General features: G+C 38.3%; 17 protein-coding genes, 3 pseudogenes and 1 other annotated feature. Of the genes and pseudogenes, 16 read left to right on the forward strand and 4 right to left on the reverse strand.

Annotation, left to right across the window (positions count from 1 at the left end):
• Window positions 1–756 precede the first annotated feature (756 nt).
• From PKHYL_RS08225 to PKHYL_RS08265, 9 genes and pseudogenes are all read left to right on the forward strand, one after another.
• Window positions 757–1,062: an Arm DNA-binding domain-containing protein gene (locus tag PKHYL_RS08225; RefSeq protein ID WP_240366440.1), complete on the forward strand. Its 306-nt coding sequence runs from the start codon at window positions 757–759 to the stop codon at window positions 1,060–1,062.
• Window positions 1,063–1,193: 131 nt separating this feature from the next.
• Window positions 1,194–2,024 carry a tyrosine-type recombinase/integrase gene (locus tag PKHYL_RS08230; RefSeq protein WP_240366441.1) on the forward strand — a complete coding sequence of 277 codons (831 nt, stop codon included), beginning with the start codon at window positions 1,194–1,196 and terminating at the stop codon, window positions 2,022–2,024.
• A gap of 120 nt (window positions 2,025–2,144) precedes the next feature.
• Entirely contained in the window at window positions 2,145–3,167 is a 1,023-nt protein-coding gene (locus tag PKHYL_RS08235) for a tyrosine-type recombinase/integrase (protein ID WP_240366510.1), read from the forward strand.
• Between the two features lie 249 nt (window positions 3,168–3,416).
• Entirely contained in the window at window positions 3,417–3,782 is a 366-nt protein-coding gene (locus tag PKHYL_RS08240; RefSeq protein WP_240366442.1) for a hypothetical protein, read from the forward strand.
• Window positions 3,783–3,910: 128 nt separating this feature from the next.
• The gene (locus tag PKHYL_RS08245; RefSeq protein WP_240366443.1) at window positions 3,911–4,348 is read left to right on the forward strand and encodes a helix-turn-helix domain-containing protein; all 438 of its coding nucleotides are present in this window, start codon (window positions 3,911–3,913) and stop codon (window positions 4,346–4,348) included.
• Between the two features lie 32 nt (window positions 4,349–4,380).
• On the forward strand, window positions 4,381–4,740 hold the full coding sequence (locus PKHYL_RS08250; protein ID WP_071001768.1) for a transposase family protein: 360 nt from the start codon (window positions 4,381–4,383) through the stop codon (window positions 4,738–4,740).
• 291 nt (window positions 4,741–5,031) lie between these two features.
• Entirely contained in the window at window positions 5,032–5,406 is a 375-nt protein-coding gene (locus PKHYL_RS08255; protein ID WP_240366444.1) for a hypothetical protein, read from the forward strand.
• A gap of 187 nt (window positions 5,407–5,593) precedes the next feature.
• Window positions 5,594–6,628 carry a hypothetical protein gene (locus PKHYL_RS08260; protein ID WP_240366445.1) on the forward strand — a complete coding sequence of 345 codons (1,035 nt, stop codon included), beginning with the start codon at window positions 5,594–5,596 and terminating at the stop codon, window positions 6,626–6,628.
• Window positions 6,622–7,052: pseudogene (locus PKHYL_RS08265) on the forward strand (hypothetical protein); the annotation flags it as partial. The gene PKHYL_RS08260 and the pseudogene PKHYL_RS08265, both read left to right, overlap by 7 nt.
• Window positions 7,053–7,267: 215 nt before the next feature.
• On the opposite strand, the gene PKHYL_RS08270 reads toward PKHYL_RS08265, so the two are convergent.
• A protein-coding gene (locus tag PKHYL_RS08270) for an IS3 family transposase (RefSeq protein ID WP_240366511.1) occupies window positions 7,268–8,487 on the reverse strand; the annotation gives its coding sequence in 2 pieces (ribosomal slippage) (window positions 7,268–8,202 and window positions 8,202–8,487; 1,221 coding nt in all).
• Window positions 8,096–8,212: a sequence feature (AL1L pseudoknot), on the reverse strand. (Overlaps the previous gene by 117 nt.)
• A 199-nt stretch (window positions 8,488–8,686) precedes the next feature.
• On the opposite strand from PKHYL_RS08270, the pseudogene PKHYL_RS08275 reads away from it, so the two are divergent.
• Window positions 8,687–9,021 (forward strand): annotated as a pseudogene (locus PKHYL_RS08275) (transposase); the annotation flags it as partial.
• Between the two features lie 30 nt (window positions 9,022–9,051).
• Here PKHYL_RS08275 and PKHYL_RS08280 read toward each other — a convergent pair.
• The 3 genes from PKHYL_RS08280 to PKHYL_RS08290 form a co-directional block, all read right to left on the reverse strand.
• Window positions 9,052–9,297, reverse strand: coding sequence for a hypothetical protein (locus PKHYL_RS08280; RefSeq protein ID WP_201605693.1), 246 nt, complete (start codon window positions 9,295–9,297; stop codon window positions 9,052–9,054).
• 300 nt (window positions 9,298–9,597) lie between these two features.
• The gene (locus PKHYL_RS08285) at window positions 9,598–9,834 is read right to left on the reverse strand and encodes a hypothetical protein (protein ID WP_240366446.1); all 237 of its coding nucleotides are present in this window, start codon (window positions 9,832–9,834) and stop codon (window positions 9,598–9,600) included.
• 272 nt (window positions 9,835–10,106) lie between these two features.
• Window positions 10,107–10,388, reverse strand: coding sequence for a hypothetical protein (locus tag PKHYL_RS08290; RefSeq protein ID WP_240366447.1), 282 nt, complete (start codon window positions 10,386–10,388; stop codon window positions 10,107–10,109).
• A 259-nt stretch (window positions 10,389–10,647) separates the two neighbouring features.
• On the opposite strand from PKHYL_RS08290, the pseudogene PKHYL_RS08295 reads away from it, so the two are divergent.
• The 6 genes and pseudogenes from PKHYL_RS08295 (at window position 10,648) to PKHYL_RS08320 (ending at window position 14,770) form a co-directional block, all read left to right on the forward strand.
• Window positions 10,648–11,811, forward strand: a pseudogene (locus PKHYL_RS08295) (IS3 family transposase).
• Entirely contained in the window at window positions 11,811–12,101 is a 291-nt protein-coding gene (locus PKHYL_RS08300; RefSeq protein WP_240366448.1) for a hypothetical protein, read from the forward strand. Before PKHYL_RS08295 ends, PKHYL_RS08300 begins: the two are co-directional and overlap by 1 nt.
• Before the next feature lie 122 nt (window positions 12,102–12,223).
• A complete protein-coding gene (locus PKHYL_RS08305; protein WP_240366449.1) occupies window positions 12,224–12,457 on the forward strand; it encodes a hypothetical protein in 234 nt (77 codons plus the stop codon).
• Window positions 12,458–12,550: 93 nt separating this feature from the next.
• Window positions 12,551–13,477 carry an IS30 family transposase gene (locus PKHYL_RS08310; protein ID WP_025643743.1) on the forward strand — a complete coding sequence of 309 codons (927 nt, stop codon included), beginning with the start codon at window positions 12,551–12,553 and terminating at the stop codon, window positions 13,475–13,477.
• A 391-nt stretch (window positions 13,478–13,868) separates the two neighbouring features.
• Window positions 13,869–14,270 carry a PepSY domain-containing protein gene (locus PKHYL_RS08315; RefSeq protein WP_240366450.1) on the forward strand — a complete coding sequence of 134 codons (402 nt, stop codon included), beginning with the start codon at window positions 13,869–13,871 and terminating at the stop codon, window positions 14,268–14,270.
• A 149-nt stretch (window positions 14,271–14,419) separates the two neighbouring features.
• Entirely contained in the window at window positions 14,420–14,770 is a 351-nt protein-coding gene (locus PKHYL_RS08320; RefSeq protein WP_240366451.1) for a response regulator, read from the forward strand.
• Window positions 14,771–14,798: the final 28 nt, after the last annotated feature.

Below are 14,798 nucleotides of genomic sequence, written 5' to 3' on the forward strand. Positions count from 1 at the left end.
ACTACGTTAGGTACAGAAGTATTAGCCACCAAGTGACAATCAGCTCAAAGTAAAAGCAATAACCCTTCTGAATGCCTATTACTCTATATCATTGATAAGAACGTATACAAGCTCTGATAATACTCCTACTTGGCATCTCAGTAAGTCCAAGTCTATATACACCTTATAGCTGCTATTATCATAGCTAACTACGTTTCCATTTAGAGTCACCAAAACAGCCTTCCTGATTAGTGAAACATTCATTGGTCTTTTCTAACATCTCTCGTTCTTACTGAGATATCTTAATCTAAAGCATTGAGTTGATACCTTCCAAATTTGCACAGAACAGTACTATCACCCTGATTAAGGTATTCTGTGCGAGTACAGGAGCACGGTTTTTCGTGCAAATATGTCGAAGGACTCTATTGCCAATAGCAAACAGCACTCTTACTTTTAATCTATATGAAGTTTATTCCTTCAAACGCCATATATATCAACAAAAAAAATAGCTTACTCCCTCTTTCTCCACTATACTATAATTATCCCCAACCTTCACTTGGGGATAATTGTACCTAAAATACTTAATTTTAAAGGGTTTTATGTCTTAATAGATTAATAACCGTGTCCATTTCAGTGTCCAATAACTATCTATATTTTCCAAAAGATACTTTTTCAGAATTTATAAAGTATGTGCAAAGATTATTCTAAATCTCAGTATAGAGTTAATAGATTAACATTCACAATTTACCTTGCTTATAAAACTTACGGATGTGCATTATGGCTGTCGACAATTTAAATGATATTAATATACTTGAATGCCGAGATAAAGATTACTCGGTTAGTGTCTCAGGTATTGCGGGCCTAAGTATTCGTATTTATCCAAATGGTAAAAAAGAATATTACTTGAGGTACGCTCATCCGCATATCGATGGTAAGCGTCCTAGAATGATGCTAGGTAAGGTCGAAGAAATCAGTCTATATGAAGCTAAGCATAAAGCAGAAAGTATACTTAAGATGGTCGCACAAGGCTCTGACCCTAAAGCTATCCATAAAAAGAACAAGTCAATAAGTATGCTCATCTAAAGAACGCCACATTTTCTGAAATTACACAAGCGTGGCGAGACCACAAAACATCAAGTCGTAATCGTAGCAATTCTAGAAAGCGTGCGTTTAGTGAATCTACCCTTAAATTTTGGGATTTATGTCTAGGATATATGTGTCGCGAGATTGGCGACTTAAGAATGAACGATATCACGAGCGAGATGATATTAAGTGTGTGTGAGGCGATTCAGAATAATGAAAATCAAGCAACCTTCGTTGGTGCAAGCACTCGGCTTTATACTGAAAAAGTCTTCTCATTCGCTGTTGCAAGAGGATTATGCGATAGAAACATAGCTATTGATACGCGTGGCGAGCTCGCACCTGCCAGCTCAGGCAACCATTTACCAGCCATCACTAAGCCTGATCAGTTTGCCACTCTCCTAAACGATATGTCTAATTTTGAAGGTGCAAGTAAGATTACATTGGAAGCAATGAACTTATTACCATATGTTTTTGTGCGTAGTATCGATTTGCGGTCTATGCGATGGCAAGATATAGATTGGGATAACAAGCTATGGGAGTTTTCTCCTACTAAAGGCGAAGGTCGTGAGGATATGGTATCGCACTTAGTTGTACCTCTAGCCACTCAGGTTATTGAACGCTTACGAAGAATAAAAGCAATTACAGGTCATAAAGAATATGTGTTTGCATCGATGCGTGCCTCAAGCAATAGCTATATTAGTAAAGCGACTCTAGTACAGATATTCCATAGGCTTGGATACAAAGATGTTCAGTGTGCTCATGGATTTCGAGCATCGGCCAAAACATTGCTTATGGAACAATCTGAACTACGTTACTCAGATATTGTGACTGAGCTGCAATTAGGACATCGAATAAAGGATACGCATGGTGGCGCTTATAACCGATTGGATGAAATCGATACTCGAATACTCATGATGCAAGATTGGGCTGACTATATAGATAAGCTGCGAGACTCTGTATGAAAACTACTTTAAGCTGATTATATCATTCAATTTTCATTGCTTTGTAGAGAGTATTAATATAATATTAAATCATAAGAGACACCTATATAAAAGTTCATATATTCGTAGGATTTGATTCAAATGCTGAAAATAAAATCTATTACTCTAAACAACTCAGCTCAGCTTAGTCTATTGTTTGATAGCACTACTACACTTCCCTGCTTATATCCTATGCTTTATATTAATAGCTCATTGAAGTTTAAAAGTGAATCAACACAACGAGCTTACTTGCAGGGCATTAAGCAGTGGTACGAGTTCTGGGAAGAAAAACATAATCAGTCATTCTGCAAGTATTTCCGTGAACATAAATCTAACCCTAATTTGATGATTAAAGAAATAGACAGCTTTATATTATATTTGGAAAATATGCGGGTAGTTGACCAAAAGCTAATTAGATTAGGGAGCAATCCTTCAATTAATTACAATACGCTTGCACATCGTTTGCGGGCTATCCTCAGCTATTTAAACTATTTATTAGATACCTTTAGTCAAGTACACGGTAAATCTATAAGCCCTCAAATAGTTAGATATAAATCTACACTTTCCCAAAAGTCTGATCTTGTCAAAAACTTGTCCTCTAATCACCATAAAGCCCATAAAAATGGGACAAACTTTAAAAGCCTTACAGAGGAAATAAAAGAAGCTCTATATTCTATTATTTCGCCAAAAGCAATAGAACCTTTATTTAAGAGTAAGGAAGCGCAGTTAAGAAACTTTCTCATTGTACATCTGCTCTTAAACTACGGTTTGAGGACTGGCGAGCTGTTACTTTTAACTCTTAACTCAATTAAGACTGATTTAAAAACATGTAATACTTATCTCGTTATAACTGATACACAAGATAGAACAGATAACCGTATATCGAAGCCGCAGATGAAAAACGTTCAATCCGTTCGAACCATATTATTAGAAAAACGTGATGCTCAATTTATTCACATGTATATCAACAATATCAGATCTCAAGATTCTAAAAGTCACATGCTATTTCTATCGTTACAAGCACCCTACGCACCTCTTAGTAAATCAGGTCTTAAAAAGCTCATAGCTACGATAAATGAGAAGATAAAAGCAAGCATCCTCAATTTTTTGACAAAAATTATGTAGATTCAATTGATAAAATTTCAGCTCATATTCTTCGTCATACATGGGCGTATATGATGCTTAAACATAGTTATCAATCATATTTGGACAGTTACAACAAGGCGCAGGCAATGGAGAATGCTATTGAAAGTTTAAGAAAGATGGCAGGGTGGTCACTCAACAGTACTATGCCATACTTATATGCTAGCCGATTTATCTCGGAAAATGCTAACTTATCTAATATACATCGAATTACAAAAGTGGGTGCACACTATGACTAATAATTTAGCACTAGAGTTTCCTAACTACTCGAGTCATCGTTTATTTTCTGAGGCTCAGATAAGTAAAATTGAAAGTCTACATATTCCTACTATAATTCGATTTATGCTTGCTGATAGATATGAAACGAAATTTATCAATTCTACCTCAAGTACTTGGGAGTTTTTCTACTCCGGTAGAAAAGAGTACATAGACTTTACTGAAGAAAATTATCTAGATAAGCATGAGATTAAGTTATTAAAGTTCTTTTTAGCTTACTACTCCCAAATTAATAGCCCTGCTTATTTATCAAGATACTTTAAACAAGTCAGGTCTGAATTTCATAAGTTAATAAAAATGACAACTCTTTTAGTTATCTAAGTTTCAAAGAAGTGCTTTTAGATTTAGCCGTAGATGAATCTAAATATACAGAATACTATACATTAGACCTCTTGCAAAAGTAGCAAAGGGAATTAAAATAGGAAGACACTCATAACTTTTTAGGAACCATGCCAAACATAAATAAGCTACTCAAACAAAGTGACGCTGGTTTTAAACGCTACACTGGCATTCATAAAGCCACCTTTTATGACATGCTTGAGGCCATGCAAGAGCATGAAGCATCTAAGACCAAATCAGGCAGACCAAGTGTGCTCAGTCTTAAAGCACAAATACTATTAGCCCTGACTTATTGGCGTGAATACCGCACGCTTTATCATATCAGTATGGACTTTGGTATTCATGAGTCTTCTGCTAGCCGTATCATTCGTAAAGTAGAAGACATCCTGATTGACTCTGGCAAGTTTGAATTGCCTAAAAGCTGCCTAGTCGTGTCGATGAGGATACCAATTGGTCAGTCGTCATTGTCGATGCCACCGAAACCCCTATTGAGCGTCCAAAAAAACCAAAGCGACTACTATAGCGGTAAGAAAAACAACACACCTTAAAAGCGCAGGTTATCGTTCATTGGCAAACAGGGTTGATACTTGATGTACAAACCTGCAAAGGGTCAATCCACGATTTTAAGCTGTATAAAGATACTTGTCCTGATTGGTTGCCTGAGAATACTAACTATCTAGCAGACAGTGGTTATCAGGGTATAGCAAATCTACATAAGCAAACCTTCACACCATTTAAGAAACCTCGTGGTGGTCAGTTATTGGAGATATGCAAACAGGCCAATCACTATCTGGCAAAGTTCCGTATTGTGGTTGAGCACAAAATAGGCTTAATCAAGTTGTTCAAAATCGTGGCTCATAAATATCGCAACCGTCGTCAGCGCTATGATCTTAGAATGAAGCTGTTTGCTGGTATCATTAATTCCGAGCTTAGACTATGACTTTTGCAAGAGGTCTAATAAATATGGATTCACTTCTAAGAAGCTAGAGTTCGAAGTTGATTTAAAATATTTTGGTAAACAGAACAGAACACCAAAAGCAAAAATAACCAAAGAGCTTTTGAATATAAAAATATTGATGAAAATGAAATAAACACAGAAAAATTAATCTCGATTCAGACATTTATAAACATTGCTTCGCTCAAAAATTTTTGTCAGAGTGAAGGTGAAAGAATACTTCTAAACTCACTATTTTTATCTATCGTGACAGGATTCCGTTCGACTGAAATAATAATGCTGAAGAAAGACTGTTTAATTGAAAAGCCTATATTAGACCTGCAAACTAATAAGCCTATAAGTGTTAATGATAAAGTGCAATATATGCTTGGGATACAATATTATGGTGCAAAAGGAGCTGGAGAGAGAATTCACTGGGTTGAGCCTTCTTCTACTACGCTGGTTAAAAGCATTATACAAGATACGTTAAAAATTACCGAAAGATATCGAGAGCACCTAGTTTATTTGAGGCAGAAAAATTTAAAAGACCTTCTTCCTAAGGGTATTGATGAAATTCCTGATGATTTAATCGAGCTAGATGACTTAATCGATCATTTATTTATCTCAAGAAAAGAACAAGAGGTCGTGGTGGTCGAAGAGATGCAATATTAAATGTATTCAAACATGCTCAAGTAAAACCTGATAAGACAATTAATGATGGAACAGGTGAGCTAAAGTTTTATAGTAAAAAAACTTTAAGTAAATTTATTAAATCAACAGCAAATTATGCTACCGAAGAACCTATAAACAAAAATTTGAGTTTGAGGGTCGTATAGTCAATATTCCCTATGAGAATCTGTTGTTTATAGTTCAATATGGTAGCACCACCTTATCCCAGGGTATAATCAATAAAGCAAATATTACGATACTAGAGAACCGTGTCATAAATAATTTTTTAGGTACAGGTAGAAATAAATCAGTATTTGAAAAGTACGGCCTTAAAGATAGCGATAATCAAACCTCTAAAATATCGAGCCATATTCCACGCCATAATATTAACACCTTTTTAGCTATTGCTGAGATCTCAGACCACTTGCAAGCAATGTTAATGGGTCGGGTTGATATTGAGCAAAACAAACACTACCAACACTTGAGTATTAAGCAAATCAGCCAAAATGCCAGTTTAGCTAGTAGCAATAGTCAATTTCAAACATCTAAGGAGTTAATGGCAGTTTCAGAACCTGTGCAACCTGCAGAGAATAATGCAAAAAGCCCAATTGATGACATCTTAGAATATGGTTTGATGCTCTTTAGCAACGATAAAGACCTAGAAAACAACTTGAAAAATAATCTACATACGTTTGATAGTACTATTGAAATATCGAATTTTATTGAGCAATCTATGGGTGATGGTTACTTCGAAGATATTGCTAAAGCTTTTAATGAAATAGCTCCTACAGAGCCAGACAAAGCGAAAGAACTTATAGATACCCATGCCTACTTACACCCCCTACCCTTTGGCTCATGTATGCGCAATATAGCGGCTCACGGTTGTCCCAAGCGATTATCCTGCCAATCAGGGGTGTCCTGTGTTAATTTTACGGTAACAGGACGTATGGGCGAGCTTGAAAATTTAAAGCTCACTAAAAACAGACTAATTGAGCAAGCCAAAAACTTAGCTGATAATTCTGAATTTACGCTAAGGATAAAGAGCAAGTTCAAAACCTTGAGCGTTTTGAACAAAAAAATCATGGTTAGCTACAGTAATAAAATTCCAGTAAATATATATAAAGCAATAGATACTGAGCTTTCTCAGCCTAGGGCACTTGCTGAGCTGTTTTCACTGGAATATGAAAAGATTAAAGCTAATAATCAGGAAGAAGGCAAATGCTAAGAGGCAATGAGTTAAACGAAGCTCTTGAGAATGAGCTTAAGGATATGGTACAAGAAGGCATTGAGAAGGCTCCTATTTCAAATACTGCACTACATAAGAGACTTATTGCCAAAGGACATATTAAAGGCGGTCTGAGTACGCTTAGTACGCCAGAACGCAAAGCATTAATCCAAAGATATACCACAGAACAGCTTTTACCATTGAATTTGAATGAAAAGAAGAGCAGCTATACGTCAACAAAAAAACACGTCAGGCTCTTCTTGACACTAATAAAGGATTAAAAGAGAGAATAACTGAACTTGAGGATGAGCTTAATCAGAACACTGTCACTCTTATAGAAATTATTAATCAAGTAAAATTAAAAACTAATCTTGAGCTGGATGATTTACTTGCACCCTACTTAATATCTGAATTCAAAAGTCAGTCTAATTTAAAAAGTTATAGTGACTTGTCATACTCAGATAAAGTGTATGAATATTCAAATCACCAATCTTGAACCTTCACAGTCTTAATTTTTTCCAAGCTTAATGTAATCGATTACGTCTATTTGACTGATATAGCAAGTAGAACTAGCAATGCAAGACTCATAAACGTCCACTCTGAACCGCCCCGACTATATCGGAGAGTGGATTGCTTGAGTCAGGCAGCTTTGTCTGACTCACAAAGACTATCATAGTATCGTCTCTCAAACTCAAAAGGCGACACATAACTAATCGTACTATGAATGCGAGTTTTGTTAAACCAATCGACCCATTCTAGGGTTGCTAATTCAACATCACACGCATCCCGCCACTGCTGTTTTAAATATTCAATCACCTCTGTTTTATAAAGCCCGTTAACCGTTTCAGCCAACGCATTATCGTATGAATCACCCGTTGTACCAACAGATGCAATGACGCCAGAATCAGCCATCTTATCAGTATAGCGAATGGATAAGTACTGAACGCCGCGATCACTATGATGAATCACATCTTTAGGATGGTTTCTGTCTGCAATGGCTTGGTTTAGTGCTGCCATCACCATATCAGTGTTCATACGATTTGATACTTTCCAACCAACGATAGCGCGAGCAAACACATCAATGATAAAGGCAGTATAGACCCAACCACTCAATGTTTTAACGTAAGTAAAGTCAGCAACCCATAGCTGGTTAGGGCGATAGGCATTAAAGTTACGATTAACCAAATCATCAGCACGCTTTTGATCGTCACGAGACTTAGTCGTTATCTTACCTTTACCTCGCCAAACACCCTGCATGCCATGCTGCCGCATTAACCGCTCTACAGTGCAGCGTGCAGGATGTATACCCTCTGCTTTCAACTGTTTCCAGACTTTACGAGCACCATAACGGCATTTGCTGTCCTGCCAGATACGTTTAATCTCATTAAGATAGAAATCGTCATGCTGACTACGCTGTGAACGCTTTTCAGGACTGAATTCTAGCTCTTTGGCACGATAGTATGTGGATGGGGCAATCGGTAGTACTCTACAGATTGGCTCGACTCTATATTGTGGTTTGTGGTCATCTATAAAATCAACCATTACTTGGGTTTGCGGTCGAGCTCCGCCTGGGCGAAAAAAGCAGCAGCTTTCTTTATAATTTCATTGGCTTGCTTTAACTCTCTGTTCTCACGTTCAAGCTCTTTGATATGCTCGGCTTGGCTTTGAGCTTGAATCTTTGCAGGAATGGTTTTATCAATGTGCTTTTTATGCCATGATCGTAGGGTCTCAGGCGTGCAACCTATCTTTGGTGCTATGGCTTTGATGGCTGACCAGGTGGATGGGTAGTCGTCTTTAGCTTCAATTAGCATACGGACGGCGCGCTCTTTCATTTCAGGGGTATAGTTTCGTGTTTTCATTGTCGTATTCTCTTGGAGCGTTGAGTCTCCGACAATCTCGGGGCGGTTCAAAAGTTCTTTAAACTCAGCACTGTAAGTTCTACGTTTGGGTTTGTTAGGTGGTTGTGTTGTCATGTTAGTGTCCACGATTATTAATCGTGGACACTATCTCGCATTTTAAGTGAGGAAAAGATGGGATGGTCGGATGCTTACGGCCAACCTTGAGCACTTTGATGAAGTATGGGGCAAAGAGTACCCGCATGTCATCAAGTCTTGGCGCAATAACTGGGAGGGCTTAACGGTGTTCTTTGGTTATCCTAAAGACATCAGAAGAGTGATCTATACCACCAATGCGATAGAGTCGCTAAACAGTGTGATTCGGACAGCGGTGAATAAGCGTAAGGTCTTCCCGTCTGATCAGGCAGCATTCAAAGTGGTGTACTTAGCAACCCAGCAGGCATCCAAAAGTGGTCGATGCCGATCCGTAACTGGACGTCTGCCCTGAATCGCTTTATGATTATGTTTGATGACCGCATTAGCAAGCATTTAATCTAAATGGCAGTTACACAGAATCTGGGATGGGCTCTATTTTTTATACCCATTATTTAGTCCGATGTCTTGATTCCAACTTTTAAATAATAAATGGTTTCGATGATGAACCGCATTTCTTAGCAGGATTAATAGTGCTGTATCTCCATGAGAAAAATAATCAAAACCGTCTTGTGTAACATCGTATAAACTATGAAATGCTTCTAGCTTTGCCTCGAAAGCGCAATCCAAATTGTTGATAGCTTCCTCACCATCAACTAATTTTAATTTGTGGAACCTCATATGAGCCTCTCCATAGAGTCGCATAGGGTTCGCTAATTTGCTTAATGCTTAATTTCCATTTAAATCCTTAGTAAACTAAAGTTATTTAGCCGTACTTCTAAATTAACACACCGATATTTTACGGTGACTAGTTTTTCATCATGAGTCTATGTAAACATCCCTCAAATAACTCCGAACACATGGGCTTTCTAGATTTTTTCATCTTCGCTTATGCTCTGTTCTACAGGCAATATTGGGAATTGAGTCGGCAGGACTAATAATAGTATTTAGTTTTACACGATCCTTTAATTTTTTTTTGTGCTAAAAAGCAAAAGATTTACCTGTTCGCTCAGCTTCCAGCTGTATTTGATATATCTCTTCACCAGAAATTGGGTTATCTCTTGCATCTATCATCGTCGAAAAATGATAAGTAGCTTCCTCTTCATTATCTGAACGACACGTATGCTCAAGTATATCGTCAAAATCGACACTTACAGCATCTTGCATGCCTGAGCCAATGGCCCCAAAATCATGTTTAAACCAGTCGCTTTGTTCCATAGTATTTTTTTAATACGAATAGATCTTGATCAGTGAATGGGACATGAAATTCGTTGAAGTTGATGAATTGCCTACCATCAATTCTCATTTGAAAATGATAATGAGGGTAGTCAATTGAGGTTCCTATGTGTCCTTCAAAATCATTCTTAGAACAGTCAAACGTCCATTCAATGTTTTTCCACTTAACTGTATATGACAGAATCTTCCTATCTGACCTTTCTTCTTCAAGATCATTAATATTCGAAATTAAACGCTCTTGATTTGCGCACCATCTAATAAATGCAGCGATACTCCCATAGCCGTATTTTTCGTAGATTTTTGGGAAGTCTTTTTCTTAAACTTGCATTGTCGTAGTAACCAATGTAGACATGGATCATCTTTGCTGATAGTTTTGAAGGGCTTATTACATAGATAGCAAATATCCTTTTATAACCAACCTTAAAAGCCTGCGCTTGCCTTTGATGTTCTTCATCATTCAAACGATTTATCTCTTCTATTTTCTCAGAAGACATCTTTTCAAAAACGTTTCTATATTTTTCAGTATCATGCTTCATAAGACTTACCTTTGATATTTAATTATATACTGTCAAATCACTACTCGTCTCATCCAGCACTTCGATCAGTGATGTGAGTTTATTACTAGTAATGTTATACCCAAAGCGATACACCTCCTGAGAAAGTAACTCCTGTTGTTTCCATGTGATAATATCTTGATCAATACCATCCACTTTTTCAAGCAGCGCATATAATGATGTATGCTGAAAAAACGGACAAAAATATTTGGTAAACTTGTAATCTAAACAGGAGTTTACCATGAGTAAGAAAAGAGTAGAATACAGCGACACCTTCAAAGCCGAAGCCATCGCCAAAATCAAAGAAAATAACGGCAACATCAGTCAAACGGCTAAGGAGCTAGGGATACCCATGAACACACTAGCGAACTGGCACAGGAAAGCAGAAAGCGGCGTACTTGCAGGCACACAAAACTATAACCCTGAACTCATAGCCGCCTTGGATGAAATCAAAGACCTTAAAAAACAACTAAAAATCGCTCAAGAAGAACGAGAAATTCTAAAAAGGCAACGGCGTACTTTGCCAAGAACCAGTAGCCAAGTACGCCTTTATGCAAGAGAATCGATTAAAATACTGCATACAACGTATGGCGACCCTATTTGAAGTCAGCCTATCAGGCTACTATGACTGGCTAAAGCGAGGCATCAGCAAGCGAAAACAGCACCACAACCGCTGTGAATTACTGGTCAAATCCGCTCACATGGATACCAAAGAAAGCTACGGTCATGAACGCTTACATCAGCATTTAACTAACCAAGGACATGACATCAGCCTTTACATGGTGCGACAAATTAAGCAAGAACATAGTATTTACTGCAAGCGTCACAAGCGATTTAAAACGACTACTGACTCAAATCACAACAAGCCTGTTTATCCAAACTTGCTAGAACAGCAATTTGACGTGGTAGCACCCAATATTGCCTGGGTCAGCGATATAACGTATATCTGGACCAATGAAGGCTGGTTATATCTAGCAGCGGTCAAAGACTTGTATAGCAAAGAAATCGTGGGCTATGCCCTAAATAAACGCATGACCTCTGATTTAGTATGCCAAGCGTTAAACAATGCCATCAAGTATAAACGACCCGCTAAAGGGCTTATCGTGCATTCTGATAGGGGTAGCCAATATTGCAGTTATCAGTACCGCCAAATCATTCAAAAGCATGGCTTAGCTGGCTCTATGAGCCGAAAAGGCAATTGCTACGATAATGCCCCGATTGAGAGTTTCTGGGGTCAGCTAAAAAATGAGCTGATTTACCACAAGGTCTATGAAACTCGTCAGCAAGCCATCGCTGATGTTACAAGATATATTGAGATTTTTTACAACCGTCAACGGATACAAAAGGGTTAGGATTTAAGTCGCCTGCTCAAGTATTCCAAGACTTTTACCGTCAGGCTGCCTGATGAAATCTACCAAGTGTTTTTCTCCGTTGTTGACAGCAGAGGTCATTGTTTGCAATGATCAATTTACTAAATATTTTTTAGAGATCGCTGCTAATATTTGCTGTGGAAAAAGCACTTTTGACAGCAAAGTGCGTAAGGAGTTTCGGGGGCTTTCAAGCAATATAGCTGATACGCCAAATGACGTTGATATTCCTAACAATGAAAAGCTGGAGCTGCGATTAGTGCTAAAGCACCAGCATCATAGTTATATTGACTTAGCCGCTCAAGCAAAAACAAGATATATATTATAAGTGACTTTATAAACACCTCACCTATAAGGCCTATATTTGATGCTTTAAAAAAGTCGGAAGCTAAAAAATATTATTATTACTCTAAGAAATCAAGTTATATCGATCATTCAGAAATTGTTGAGATGCATGATGATCTGAAGTCTGCCGACTCTCTATCTCAATTGGGTGCGCATCATTCCAATAGTCATGCCAAGGTATTAGCTTGGGATAATAATGACTTGCTGATTACTAGCTTAAATTGGCTGTCTGCAAGTGCCCCTAATAACCTTGTAGAGATTTACCATGAAATAGGTGTTTATGTTCAAGGTTGGGATGTAGCTAAAGATTTTATTAAAGTATTTAGAAGCTTAGATTAACACATGAAGTGCAATACCAAATGCAAGGTGAAAAAAGACCTAGATGCGCTAGCATCAAAGTTTTTATCCACCGACCAAAGTGAGATTGCAACCATGAGCTATACACATCTAAGCCTAGGTGAACGATACCAGATTTATGCCCTTAAAGGGGCAAAACATAGTATTAATTTTATAGCGAGGGTGTTAAACAGAAGTCCCAGTACCATATCAAGAGAGCTTAGGCGTAATAAAAGCCTACGAGGTTACCGAGCAAAGCATGCTAATAACAAGGCTTGTGACAGACGGGCTAACAACGCCACAACTATTGTGACTGACCTCTGGGCATGGGTGACAGACAAGCTTAAAGAGAACTGGAGTCCTGAGCAAATATCTGGCGTTCATGCTGGTATCAGTCATATGAGCATTTATCGCTATATTTGGCGTGATAAGAGGCAGGGCGGTACATTGTGGCAGTGTCTCAGACGTAAAGGAAAACCATACCGGCAGCGTCTAACCGCTGAGACTCGAGGCCGTATCAATGACAGAGTCTCGATTCATGAGCGCCCTTGTATTGTTGAAGAACGCTCACGTATTGGAGATTGGGAAGCGGATACCGTTATCGGTCAGCATCACAAGCAAGCGATTGTCACGCTCGTTGAACGTAAAACGGGGCTGCTGAAGATGAAGCGTGTGGGTCATAAAACAGCACAGCAAGTATCAGAGGCAATGATAGAACTCTTAGCGCCAGTGAGGTTGCAGGTTAAGACCATTACCTCTGACAATGGTAAAGAGTTTGCTCAGCATAAGAAGGTGAAACAAAAGCTCTTTAGCCCTTTCTTCTTTGCCGATGCTTATGCGTCATGGCAGCGAGGAACCAACGAGAATACCAATGGCCTTATCAGAGAGTACTTGCCTAAGGGTTGTGACTTTAGACAAGTCTCTGATAATGAAATACAGGACATTGAGAACAAACTAAACAACAGACCAAGAAAACGATTAGGGTTTAAAACGCCTATGCAGGCGTTCTATAATATTAATTAGCGTTGCACTTGGTGTGTTAATCTAAGTAATAAAATATTACTCTGTATAAGGATTATCGAAAGAGCAACAGCATTATAGCCCAAAAATATGAGTAGCTAACTGAACGCTTATTCTACGCTAAGCTTCTTCTATGTCTTGTTTTGTATGATGGACTCATATCGACACTTCTGACAACTTTGATAATGAGTCGTCAGACATGAACCTTAAATACGGAGTAAACACGATGAAAAACTATCAACCCTAAGCAAATCCCTACTTATTGCTCTTAGCGTTCTAGGTATTGGTACTCTCGCTGTTGCCTCAGGTCAAATACCTGCTATTTCAGGCGCAAAGACGAGTGACGCAGTCGCGATAGCACAGAGTAAAATCAGTCTAGAGCAAGCCGTCGCTATTGCACAAAAAAACAGTCAAAGGAGACTTAATTAGCGCTGAGTTTGACCAAAACGATTATATGGCAAGTGGCGAGTATGAAATCAAGCTTATCAATGATGGAGTGGAGCATGAAGTAAAAATTGACGCCAGTAGCGGCAAAGTTCTAAAATCTAAGCAGGAAAAAATAGATCAAGACGACTTAGCAGAATATAACGCTATGAGGCAAGCCCAAATAACCCTAACCCAAGCCATGCAAAAAGCAACGCAAAGTGTTGGTGGCAAAATTACTGAAGCAGAGTTTGATTTTGATAACGGTATACCCGCTTATGAGATTGAAATAGCTAAAGGGATGGACATAAATAAACTGATAATCGATAGCATGAATGGTCAGGTTGTCAGCAGTCAGTTAGATGATGATTAATATTTTAAAACTTGGTTGAATATAGCTTAACAACGGCTCTACTCTGTACACTAGTATCGATTAGAGCTTTTTAGTTTGAGGACGCTATAAAAAGTGTCACTATAGATAAATATTTTTTAATCCTACTAGTCACATAATAAGGATATCCCATGCGCGTATTGGTAGTCGAAGATGACTTGATGATTGGCGAGAGTCTGAGCGAAGCCTTGCAAGATGAGGCTTATACGGTTGATTGGGTCAAAGACGGTCGTCAAGCCATACTGACATTAAGGGTGCAACCTTATGACATCATCTTATTAGACTTAGGTCTTCCAGAAGTTGATGGCATGGGCGTGTTGACTGCTATTCGCGATGCCAAGATTGAAACACCAGTGTTGATACTCACCGCGCGTGATCAATTAAAAGATAGAATTGCAGGCTTAGACTCAGGGGCTGATGATTATGTCGTCAAGCCTTTTGAGTTAGGAGAAGTCTTTGCACGCATGAGAGTACTTATGTAAATACCCCATTCTTAACACAACATCATCG

The sequence above is a fragment of the Psychrobacter sp. KH172YL61 genome, assembly GCF_007182895.1.
Taxonomy (GTDB): domain Bacteria; phylum Pseudomonadota; class Gammaproteobacteria; order Pseudomonadales; family Moraxellaceae; genus Psychrobacter; species Psychrobacter pacificensis.

Bases quoted from the DNA above. Each gene is read 5' to 3' on its own strand.
- PKHYL_RS08225 (WP_240366440.1), top strand. From the start codon at position 757: ATGGCTGTCGACAATTTAAATGATATTAATATACTTGAATGCCGAGAT.
- PKHYL_RS08230 (WP_240366441.1), top strand. From the start codon at position 1,194: ATGTGTCGCGAGATTGGCGACTTAAGAATGAACGATATCACGAGCGAG.
- PKHYL_RS08235 (WP_240366510.1), top strand. From the start codon at position 2,145: ATGCTGAAAATAAAATCTATTACTCTAAACAACTCAGCTCAGCTTAGT.
- PKHYL_RS08240 (WP_240366442.1), top strand. From the start codon at position 3,417: ATGACTAATAATTTAGCACTAGAGTTTCCTAACTACTCGAGTCATCGT.
- PKHYL_RS08245 (WP_240366443.1), top strand. From the start codon at position 3,911: ATGCCAAACATAAATAAGCTACTCAAACAAAGTGACGCTGGTTTTAAA.
- PKHYL_RS08255 (WP_240366444.1), top strand. From the start codon at position 5,032: ATGCTGAAGAAAGACTGTTTAATTGAAAAGCCTATATTAGACCTGCAA.
- PKHYL_RS08280 (WP_201605693.1), bottom strand. From the start codon at position 9,297: ATGAGGTTCCACAAATTAAAATTAGTTGATGGTGAGGAAGCTATCAAC.
- PKHYL_RS08285 (WP_240366446.1), bottom strand. From the start codon at position 9,834: ATGGAACAAAGCGACTGGTTTAAACATGATTTTGGGGCCATTGGCTCA.
- PKHYL_RS08290 (WP_240366447.1), bottom strand. From the start codon at position 10,388: ATGAAGCATGATACTGAAAAATATAGAAACGTTTTTGAAAAGATGTCT.
- PKHYL_RS08300 (WP_240366448.1), top strand. From the start codon at position 11,811: ATGAAATCTACCAAGTGTTTTTCTCCGTTGTTGACAGCAGAGGTCATT.
- PKHYL_RS08305 (WP_240366449.1), top strand. From the start codon at position 12,224: ATGCATGATGATCTGAAGTCTGCCGACTCTCTATCTCAATTGGGTGCG.
- PKHYL_RS08310 (WP_025643743.1), top strand. From the start codon at position 12,551: ATGAGCTATACACATCTAAGCCTAGGTGAACGATACCAGATTTATGCC.
- PKHYL_RS08320 (WP_240366451.1), top strand. From the start codon at position 14,420: ATGCGCGTATTGGTAGTCGAAGATGACTTGATGATTGGCGAGAGTCTG.